Raw genomic sequence first — 10,734 nt, forward strand, 5'->3', positions numbered from 1 at the left:
CAGCTCCACGAACACGGGGGCGGTGAGCACCTCCACCTCCTACTCCTACTCCGACTCCTACTCCGGTGGTTTCGTGGGCTACGCCTCTTCCAACAGCACGGTGACCATCAGCAGCTCCCAAAACAGCGGAAACATTACAGGGACCGTCTCGACCTCTTCTTCCAAGACCAATTTATATTCCTATGTGGGTGGATTCATAGGATGGAGCTACAAAGGGCAGATTCTGGATTCATACAATACGGGAAGTGTTCGTGCCAAGGATACCAGCGCAGTGTCTCCTAACAGCAGTTATAGACACCTTCTTTATGCAGGCGGACTTGCGGGGTATTTGGATTCCGGTATGACCATCAAAAACGCCTACAGTGCGACGGATTCCGTTTCTTATTCCTTTATAACGAGCAACTCTTATACTGTTGGTTACGCCGGTGCCTTGGTGGGGTTAAGCAAGGGTTCCTTGCAAAATGTCTATTTTGATTCGGACTCCCTTTCTCTGGCAGCCATTGGCAGCGATAGTTCGGCCAGCAAAATCAATGTGGGCGGCTTTTCCACCGCCAATATGCAGCGTGACCTGTTTGCCTGGCAGCTCAATTCCACAGGGGGCACGGAAGAAAACAGCAAAATCTGGAGCCGGAACGGCGGCTATCCCATTTTTGCCGATGCTCAGAACAAGGCAATCTATAAGGTCGTTTTTGATGACGAAGGCGCAACCACCAACCGCTATTCCAATAACAAGGGGGTTATAAAATTCCCCGAAGCTCCCGAACCCGCCTCGGGCTATGTCTTTGTCGCCTGGCTCGATTCGAGTGGCAATGTTTTCTCTGAAAAGTCCACGCTTTCCTGCGACAAAAAGGTGTCGGCTTATTATGCATTAGAGTCCGATTCTCTATATATTGTTGATTTTATGGACACCGAAGGCAACCTTTGGGCAAGCCGTCCGACAAATGCGGCTGGTGGGTTGGACTCTGTCCCGGAACCTCCCGCTCCCGATTCGGGATTCTATTTCATTGGCTGGTTTGATTCGCTTGACTCACGGGTAGAACCGACTACCGTCTTTACGGGAAATACCACGCTGTCAGCCAAGTATAGCGAGCTTACTATCGTCTTTTTGAATGCTGACGGCGACACTTTGCAAAATTCAGTCGCTAAATACGGCAGTATTCCTAAATATATGGGCAAGACGCCGACCAAGGCCTCCACCACAGAATACGACTACACATTCTATGGCTGGAACCCGAACCTTGCGACAGCTACGGAGCCAGCGACCTACACAGCGGTATTCGACAGTTCCCTGAAGACCTTCATGGTCACTTTCAGGAATGGTTTCACGACATTACAAAGTACCAAGGTTGGCTACGGAGCAACTCCGGCATACAACGGCAACACTCCAACCAAGCCCTCTTCCACTCAATACGACTACACATTTAAAGGCTGGAGTCCGAGTATTGTGCCGGTTACCGGTAATGCGATCTATACGGCGGTATTCGACAGCACGGCTATTTCGCAGGGGTCCAGTTCTTCCGTAGCACAAAGTTCTTCGAGTGCAATCGCTTCCAGCTCCTCGGCGATGCAGAGTTCTTCGAGCATGATCGCCTCCAGTTCTTCCGTATCATCGAGTTCGTTCGGCATTATGTCGTCCAGCTCGGCGGTTGTGCAATCCAGCTCTTCGGCGGTGCAGAGTTCTTCGAGCGTGATTGCATCCAGCTCCTCGGAAGCTCCTAGTTCTTCGAGCGGAGTGTCGAGTTCTTCCAGTTCCGAAGATCCGGATGCTCTCCACTTTAGCGCGCATCCCCGCTTCAATCTCCACGTTCAAAACCGCACTCTCCAAATCCAGAACGCCCGCATCGGCTCCGCCTTTGCAGTACTCGATTTGCAAGGCCGCGTGCTGCGTCGCGGTGTGGTGAACTCGTCGGAATTTTCCATGGAATTGCAGAACGCCGGTGCCTACATCGTCCGCGTGGGTTCTCAAGTCCAGAAAATCCGCGTGAAGTAACAGTCGAAAACATCATTTCAAGCCTCCGGGATTTTCCCCGGAGGCTTTTTCGTGTTTCAATGTGCCTAAGATTGCCGCGCTGCTAACGCAGCTCGCAATGACAAAGTACATGGTTGGCGAGCTTGCCGAACCATGGTTGATGCACCTCGGCAAGCTCGGTAACCGCCTGCCGAACCACGATTAGTGTGCTTTGACAACCGGTTACTGCCCTTCGACAGGTTCAGGGACCGCCGGTTGGTGAGCCTGCTGAACCAGTCGAACTAGTCGGAGCACCCCCACCCCTAATCACTAGCCCCTCTTCCACATTCCAAACGATTTCTGGCAAAAGCCAGAGCTTCTTCATGGGAAGAAATCTTCCCTTGCAGTTGCCATTCAAATTCTTCTTTGATCAGTTCGCCAAAAAAACGCCCCGGGCGAAGCCCCATTTGAATCAAGTCCGCCCCTTTCAAAAACGGCTCCGGCGAAGCGTCCAAAACGCCGAGCGCACTTGCCCGCGATACAAAAATCTCTGCGGCTTGCTCCCTAGTAGCATCCGTTAAAAGCGGCGTCGATGGCAAATAGAGCGCGGCCAATTTCAGACCGCCAAGCTTTACTGCTGCCCGGCGAAGGAATTCATCGTCAAAACCGGTTTGCGGACTGCTGGCGCGAGAAAGCAAGTCGGGCAAGAACGAAAACAAAAGCGGACATTTTTTTAACAGCGAGACTTCGTTGGTCATCCGCGACAAAAAGCGATTTACCGCCTGCACATTTTCCGCCCCGGAAAGCAACGCCGTAAACGCCAAAATTTCTTGCGAATCCAAATCCGGAAGCTGCGGCAACTTTTGGGAAACGCCGTCCAGCAAAGCTCCCAATTTTTCGTCGGAACAGTCAGGACCCAGCCCGCGAATTTCCGGGAAAAAACGTTCCAAACGCATCTCTCGAAACGCCTGAAGCCCTAAACTAGGAGTTCCCGGTTTCAGCAACCATTTTTTGAACTCTTCAAAAATCCGTTCGGGCGAAAGATCCGAAAGCGAGAGCGTTCGGCAAAGTGCCGCCGTTTCCGGCGCAAGCCGCAGCGAAAACCGGGACGCAAATTGAACGCCCCGCAAAACGCGAAGGGAATCTTCGGCAAACGCCGACGAAACATGGCGCAAAATTCCCTTTTCCAAATCGCTCTTCCCGCCGTAAGGATCGGACAAAAGCAAATCCGGCAGCGAAAGCCCCATGGCATTGACCGTAAAATCGCGGCGACGCGCTGCTTCTTGAAAAGACAAATGCAAATGCGTCTGCACCAAAAATCCGCGGTGCCCTTCCCCGATTTTACTCTCCGTCCGCGGAAACGAAAAATCCAAGTCCAATCCCCGGCTGACCAGATGAATAACGCCAAAAGCTTTGCCCACCAAGTTGGGACGCCCAAAATCCTTTAAAATGGCGAGAAGTGCTTGCTGTTCCAAATCGTACACTTCCACGTCAAAATCCCGAGAAGACTTGCCTAGCAGCGCATCCCGAACAAAACCGCCGACAAGATAGCACCGGCCTCCCGCCGAACGGATCCGCTCCGCAATGCGCATCAGGCGTTCGGGAATGTCGTGTTGAATCCGTTCGCTATTCATCGGAATCCGGATTTTCCGAACGGGTCGCCGAGGAATCCGTCTTTAGAGAGTTCGTGTTCACCCTTTTCAAACTGTCTTGTGCCGACGAATCCTTTTGGGAATCCGCATACATTTCGTAAATGCTCTTTTTGATTTTGTTCGTCAGCGAATCCGACTTGGCGTATTCTTCTTGTTCGGCCTGGCACTGGCGCAGTTCTTCGGCAGTCCATTCCCGCTGATCCGGCGACATGGCCGTATGGTTCAAACGGTATTCGATTTCGGCGCAGACGGGTTTTTGCCGCTGCGACGCACAGCCGAGCAATACGAAAAGAACAAATAGAAAAGCAACGTATTTCATCGGTGATATTATAGAAATTGAACGGTTCCTAGTGAACAACCAGAATTTTTCCTTTTTTGGTTTTCCCGCCGTTCTTGATGATGTAATGGTAAACTCCCGGCGCAATGCGAACTCCGCGTTTGTCTTCCCCATTCCATTCGACTTTGCCGCCATCCAGCTCGCCGCCCGAAAAAGAGCGGACCAGATGTTTTCCCGAATTGTAAACCGAAATGACCGCGGACTCCGCCACATTTTCAAACACGAGGGACTGGTTCAAATCAAAACGAACCGGATTCGGATAGACTTTGATCTGGGGACCTTCCGACGTCATGTAATCCCCCGTTTCCCGCAAATCCGTCCTTGCATAGCGGGAAAGTCCATTCTTGTGCACAAACCACACTTCGCCCAATTTGCCATCTACAGTCACATCAAAAACAATGTCGCTCAGCAAACCGTCCCGACTGACGAACTTTGTCGTTTTCATGGTATCGGGGCTGCTTCCCTTTTTTTGAATCATGTAGGCGCCGCTCCCGATCGTCCCCAGCCAAAGACGCCCATTCGGATCGATGGCTATCGACGAAAGGCTGGCCTGCTCGTAAGACTGCGTTTTGTGCGGAGCCTGGACGGAGTCCATTCCCGGTTCCCAGTAGGCAAAGTCCGCATACGTGATTCCCCAAAGCCTTCCGGACTTTTCCAAATCCATATCGATAAGCGCGTAATGCCCGGGAGTCGGAACGTTCTCTTTGGAAATCACAGAGAGTTCTCCGCCGTTTTGCGAAACCGGTTTTAAGCGGAAAATATCCAACGATCCGTAACCTTCCACTCCTTCCGTAAGTCCTGCGCCCGAATAAAGAACCCACTCCGAACTATCTTCCGAAAAAGCGGCGATCAAAGGTCCCGCAAATTTCCCTGTTCCGGCCTGATTCACGCAGCTCACATTGCCGGATTCGTCGATATACGCAATGCCATAGCTGGATTTTCCCCAATAACTGACCAGCCAACCGATGCTATCAGGAGCCGCCGTCACTCCACCCGGCACAATGTAATTCGGCAGATAGGTTTCTACGCAACCGGCATTTTGCATGGAGATATTTTCTTCCAGACCCAAACCGTTCCCCGAATAAAGGCGCCAGCCAAAGCCCCAAATGCCGACCAGCGTTTTTTGATCCGCCAAGGAAGAAAGATTTTTCAGCAATCGACTGGTGGGTTCCGTCCCTCCATAATAGGGAAGATCCGAGAGCGACGGATTTGCATTCCAGCCTTCGCCATCGCTCCAGCCGAAATCGCCCACCTCGGAATACGCCGTAATGCCGCCTTCGCCGCCCACAAAAGGCGTTATGACATAAGGCCTTTCCAGCGGGCATTCCGACCACTCGGACACATTGGAAACTTCTCCCCCGTCATAGACCCAAGCGGAGTCCGCTCCAACCAGATACGCGATTTCTCCATCTTCCACCACTTGGCGAACCTTGGAGCTGTCCTTTTTCCAGAGGGATGGAAATTTTTTAGACGAAAGGGTGTCTCCCAGAGCGACAATCGGCGAGAGCGTCTTTTTAAAATCGGCGGTCCATTTTTTCCCGTCAAATTCCATCCGTTGAATTTCCGTGAGCGAAGAATCCCCGCTCGCAAATGTCGCCGCCAAATCCCACGAAGACGGATCGGACAACAGAACATCCTGCCGCATGGCGTCCCACTGCATTTCGCGGACATAGACCGAATTTCCCAAAGCGACAAAAAGGGAATCCCCGCGAACCAAAAAAGCCGAAGGCGATCTGGATTTTAGCGAAACATCGGCGATGCGCGCAACGCTCATCACAAATTTTCCCTGCGAATAGTCGTAAAAAGCAATGCGGTCCCGAAATCCCATCACCAAAATCGAATGGCTCGATTCCAGCAAGCCCGGCACAAGAGTCGTCCCCAGAGAGGCGAACGAGCGATTATGCACCAAAAACTTGCCGTTCCCCAAAAAATGCGAAACAACTCCCAAGGAAGAAACGGCAAAAATTTCCCCGGAGGCCGTGTGGACAACGCCGTAAATCTCGGACGATTCCAAGCCATTTTCCGAAGAATACACCTCGGAAGCACCATTCGAATAAATGAATCGCACGCCGCCGTCTGTCGCCAAAATGAGAGTCCGATTGGCCAGCGCCGCTTCATAAAACGCCGTCGTTCGGGCAAAAGTATTCCAGCTTTCCACGGCCAGCGCGTGAGCCACCCAAAAAAAGAATATAGAGCGGAAAATGATGTTCACACTCCAATATTACCAAAATAATCAAGACATTTTCATCTTTTTCCCCACATTTTCCCGCATTTTTCCTACAGAAGTCGTCAATCGCTTGGCAATCGTCGAGCGGCTGATTCCCGAAATCCCAGACAATTCATTGATGGAAAATCCTTTTAAATAATGCAAATCGACCAATGTTCCCAAATTCGGCGAAATGCCGTTCAGCATAGAATTCACCTGCTGTTCATCAAATAGTTGCTTATCGTTCTTGGCGGACAGCTCGACTTCGTAATGGAAATAGCTTTCGCAAACTCGCTGCGTTCTGACTAGTCGGCGAAGTTCGTCATTGCAAAGATTTTCGGCGACCCGCAACAGCCACCCGGACGGATTTTGCAGCTCCCTAACCTCTTCAAAGTGCGTGTGCAGTCGCAAGTAAACATTTTGCATCAAATCCTGAAGGGCAATCCCGGGATGCAATTTATTCTTGCACAATTTGTAAATTTGAAACCGATGTCGATTCCAGAAATTCAATATATCTTGATTGCGAACAGGCCCTTGAATGCTGGCCATATATTTCCGTCCATTCCCAGACATACGAAAAGCGACAGTGCAAAAGATATATTTTCAACAGGAGCTTTAGATTGAAAACGAACGAAAAAAAAACTTTGGCAACCATTTGGTCGCATTTGATGTTCGGCGTTCTTCTCTGCGCCGCATTCGCCTCTGCGCAAAGCTTTGAATCCATTGATCTCAACGGGATGCAGCCGCCCAAAGTGGAAATCCGTTATCCCGAAGAAACGACCCGGGAAGGCTCTCTCGTTTCCGTCCGAATCACCATTCCCGACGGTTGGCACGTCAATGCAAACATTGTCGCGGACGATTTTTTAAAGCCGTCCACCCTGAATATTCAAGCGCGCGGCATCCAATTTGGCGATCCCATTTGGCCGGAACCCATCAAAGAATACAGCGAAGCGCTGGATTTGGAAAATCTGGTTTTCAAAGGAACGCTGACCGTTCAAATCCCCATCCAAAAACTTGAAGCCGATTACGACACGAGCACGACCAATCTGGATTTCGGATACCAGGCTTGCAGCAACATTTGCCTAGCTCCGCAAACCGTCCACGCCTCTCTGGAGCTGAAATCCTTGGGACAGAGTTCTCTTTCTTCCCCCGCGCTCGACTCCCCTTCAAAAAAAAACGATTCTGAATCCCTAACGCTGCTGTTGCTGCTCGCCTTTGTCGGCGGGCTGATTCTGAATTTGATGCCCTGCGTTCTGCCCGTCCTCTTTTTAAAGCTCTTCAGCCTGATCCGCAACGCCCACGAAACCCGCTCACGGCTTTGGCTTCTTACAGGCGCGCTCGTTCTGGGCGTACTGATTTCCTTTTGGATTCTCGCCGGAATCGTCGCCCTCATCAAAGCGGGCAGCGGAAACGCGGGCTGGGGTTTTCAATTCCAGAACCCGGGATTCATCGCCTTTATGGTTGTTTTACTCTCCGCATTCGCCATGAACCTGTTCGGCGCCTTTGAAATTTTCCTTCCCGGAAAAACGCTGACCCGCATGGATGCGGCTACCCGCAAGGAAGGTTTAGCCGGAGCCTTCTTCAGCGGCATTCTCATGGTCCTTTTGAGCACGCCCTGTTCCGCGCCCTTTTTGGGAACGGCAATGGGCTTCGCCTTTACGCAGAGCACGTCCATTCTATTCCTGTTCTTCACCGTCGCCGCCATCGGACTCGCTTTCCCCTACATTCTGGTCGCCATCTTTCCCCAGATTCGCAAAATTCTCCCGAAACCCGGAAACTGGATGACGATTTTCCAAAAAATTTTGGGAGTCTTTCTGCTGGGAACGGCTATCTGGCTCGTCTGGGTCGCATTCCAAATGATCGGTTCGTCCGGAGCCGCCATCATTCTCGGCTTTGGCGTGATCGCCATCCTTTTCTCCCTGGCTTTCGGCAAAATCGCTAGACCCGACAAGCCCTTTGTTCGAGAACCCGTTTTGTTAATCGCATTCTGTCTGATTCTTCTAGCCGGGTGGTTCTTGTTCGGAAAAGTCGCCATCGAAACCGCTATCAAAGAAAAAGCTCGCATTGCAGCAGAAGAAACTCTGAGTGATGACGGCTGGTATCGCTATTCCCAAAAGACTTTTGATGCGTTTGCCAACGAGAACCGGGTAATCTTTGTAGACGTGACGGCGGACTGGTGCCTGACTTGCAAGACCAACGAAGCGGTCGTTCTTTCGAGCGAAACGGTCCAAGGACTTTTCGCCCAAGCCGACGCGATTTTAATGCGGGCGGACTATACGCTCGAATCGCCGGAAGTCACCGAGCTGCTTCGGAAACTGGGTCGCAGCGGCGTTCCCGCCTATGCTGTTTACAAACCGCAGACCGCTTCGTGGAATGTCCTGCCAGAAATCCTGACCACGGATGCCATCGAGAAAGCGCTGAAGTAATTTTTTCCTTTCCCAAATCTTCAAATTGAAATAGATTTAAACCTATGAAAATTGCTCTTCTTACGAATGAATTTCCCCCCGACATCTACGGCGGTGCCGGCATCCACGTTCAATTTTTATCCCGCGAACTCCGCAACCATTGTGAAATCGAAGCGCGCGCATTCGGAAGCCAGAACGATTCCGAAAAGAATTTAAACGCCATCGGTTTTTCGCCCAAGTTGAATTCCCAGCCCGCCAATCCGAAATTGTCCAAAATTCTGAATCCGTTGGACATCAATCTGCAATGGATGAGCAGCCTCCAAGAAATTGACGTGGTGCATTGCCACACCTGGTACAGCCATTTTGGCGGCGTTCTCGCCAGTCGACTGCTGGAATGCCCGCTGATTTTGACGACCCATTCCCTGGAACCGCACCGCCCGTGGAAAGCGGAACAGTTGGGAAACGGCGGTTACCAGATGAGTTCCTGGATAGAACGCACCGCTTACGAAGCCGCCGACGGCGTGATTGCGGTTTCTAACGAAATGAAGCGGGACGTGATGGAACTCTATGGCGTTCCCGCCGATCGAGTCCAAGTCATTTATAACGGCATCGATCCCGATTTTTACAAGCCGACTTTTGAACCGGAAGTTTTGGATAAATACGGCATCGACAAGAGCAAACCGTTCATCCTTTTTGTCGGCAGAATCACCCGTCAAAAGGGCATTTCGCAACTGATCAGCGCCATTCCCCACTTGAAAGAAGGCGTGCAGGTTGTGCTTTGCGCCGGTGCGCCCGACACGCCGGAACTCGCCGCGGAATGCGAAACCAAAATCCGCGCGCTACAGGCGACCCGAAAAGGAATTTTCTGGATACAGGAAATGATGCAGCACAAGGAATTGCGCGTTCTCTATTCATACGCATCCGCCTTTGTGACCCCATCGCTTTACGAACCCTTTGGCATTATCAATCTTGAAGCGATGAGCTGTGGAACTCCGGTAGTTGGCAGCGCCGTCGGCGGCATTCCCGAAATTATTGTCGATGGCAAAACAGGATTCCTCGTTCCATTTGAAGCGACGTCTGCGACCAATTTTGAACCCAAAGATCCCGAAGTTTTCCAGCACGCCCTTGCCGACAAACTGAACGCCCTGTTGGACAATCCCGATATGGCAAAAAAATTCGGCGAAGCGAGCCGCCAAAGAGCGGTAGATGTATTCAGCTGGAAAAGCATCGCCAAGCAGACTTTCAATTTTTACGAGACGACCATTGCCCGTTATAAAGCGGAAGGTCCCCGAAAGTGTACAAAATGAAGTAGCTAGGGATTAGAGGGCAACTCTGTTTCCCTTAAGCCGAATTGCCTTTTCCAAGACAAGGAGGCCTTCTCAATATTTTATTTCGCCATTTCAAATTCCGGTGGTCAAAGCTGCCGCAGCATTCGCATTCCACGGATTTCAATGAAGAGTGCCTTTGTAAAACGCCGTCTTTCCTTTTTGAAAAACGCGAACAAAGTAATTTCCCGTAGGCAGATTTTCCCCGATCCAAGCTTCAAAATTTTCCCCGGCGATCCCTTCTTTGTTAAACGTCTTTAAAAATTTTCCGTCCGCATGAAAAATGGAAATATTTACCAAGCCATCTTCTTTCAAATAAAACAAAATGCCTTCGCGTGAAAAAATGGGCAAAGCGTTATCCAAAGGACGGCCAACTTCAGAAAAAAACGGTTCTTTTTCCATATAGACGGCAGCATCCAAATTCAGAAATTCCATCCGGCCCAGCAGAAAACGATTTTTAGCGCTGTCCTCTCCTTTCGTTTCCGCCGATTCTACAATCAATTTTTCGCGGCGGATTTTTCTCCAAAGTGTATCGTTTTGACGCAAAATACAGACGTTTAAAATTTCTCCAGGCCTTCCCCGAAAAAAAGACAAACCCGATTCCAGCGATTTTCCGGCAAGTGAAATTCCATCCACAGCAAGCAGCTTGTCTCCGACGGCAATTCCCGCTTTTTCCGCAGGCGCATCCCGCACGACACCAACAACTTCAAAACCCGCTTCAAAAGGATAAACAGCAAGGCCTATTCCGCCAAAAATTTCCGTCGCCAAAGCCGCTTTGATGAAAACGGCAAAATAGAATCCAAATTTTCGCATCGTCGCGCCCTCTTTGCTTTCAAAACATCACCGAAAACATCTGAATTT

At 50.7% G+C, this 10,734-nt stretch carries 8 protein-coding genes; 3 read left to right on the top strand and 5 right to left on the bottom strand.

Annotated features, from left to right (window positions below):
• The coding region (locus B5D40_RS05285; protein WP_234978156.1) for an InlB B-repeat-containing protein at positions 1-1,990 on the top strand (1,990 nt) is incomplete at its 5' end.
• 281 nt (positions 1,991-2,271) lie between these two features.
• On the opposite strand, the gene B5D40_RS05290 is transcribed toward B5D40_RS05285, so the two are convergent.
• Genes B5D40_RS05290 through B5D40_RS05305 form a run of 4 tightly spaced genes read right to left on the bottom strand, consistent with a single transcriptional unit; the run spans position 2,272 to position 6,692 of the window.
• The gene (locus B5D40_RS05290) at positions 2,272-3,582 is read right to left on the bottom strand and encodes a CCA tRNA nucleotidyltransferase (RefSeq protein WP_233134332.1); all 1,311 of its coding nucleotides are present in this window, start codon (positions 3,580-3,582) and stop codon (positions 2,272-2,274) included.
• A complete protein-coding gene (locus B5D40_RS05295) occupies positions 3,575-3,919 on the bottom strand; it encodes a hypothetical protein (protein WP_078776069.1) in 345 nt (114 codons plus the stop codon). The genes B5D40_RS05290 and B5D40_RS05295 overlap by 8 nt, the downstream gene beginning before the upstream one ends.
• A gap of 28 nt (positions 3,920-3,947) precedes the next feature.
• On the bottom strand, positions 3,948-6,113 hold the full coding sequence (locus B5D40_RS05300) for a T9SS type B sorting domain-containing protein (RefSeq protein WP_143394516.1): 2,166 nt from the start codon (positions 6,111-6,113) through the stop codon (positions 3,948-3,950).
• 57 nt (positions 6,114-6,170) lie between these two features.
• Entirely contained in the window at positions 6,171-6,692 is a 522-nt protein-coding gene (locus B5D40_RS05305) for an RNA polymerase sigma factor (protein ID WP_158222190.1), read from the bottom strand.
• A 71-nt stretch (positions 6,693-6,763) separates the two neighbouring features.
• Between B5D40_RS05305 and B5D40_RS05310 the strand changes: the two genes are divergently transcribed.
• Both B5D40_RS05310 and glgA read left to right on the top strand, forming a co-directional pair.
• Positions 6,764-8,569, top strand: coding sequence for a protein-disulfide reductase DsbD family protein (locus B5D40_RS05310; RefSeq protein WP_233134331.1), 1,806 nt, complete (start codon positions 6,764-6,766; stop codon positions 8,567-8,569).
• A gap of 44 nt (positions 8,570-8,613) precedes the next feature.
• Positions 8,614-9,855, top strand: coding sequence for a glycogen synthase (gene glgA, locus B5D40_RS05315; RefSeq protein WP_078776072.1), 1,242 nt, complete (start codon positions 8,614-8,616; stop codon positions 9,853-9,855).
• Between the two features lie 141 nt (positions 9,856-9,996).
• Here glgA and B5D40_RS05320 read toward each other — a convergent pair whose 3' ends face one another.
• A complete protein-coding gene (locus B5D40_RS05320; RefSeq protein ID WP_078776073.1) occupies positions 9,997-10,686 on the bottom strand; it encodes a PDZ domain-containing protein in 690 nt (229 codons plus the stop codon).
• Between the last annotated feature and the right edge of the window lie 48 nt (positions 10,687-10,734).

Source organism: Fibrobacter intestinalis, from assembly GCF_900167415.1.
GTDB lineage: Bacteria > Fibrobacterota > Fibrobacteria > Fibrobacterales > Fibrobacteraceae > Hallerella > Hallerella intestinalis.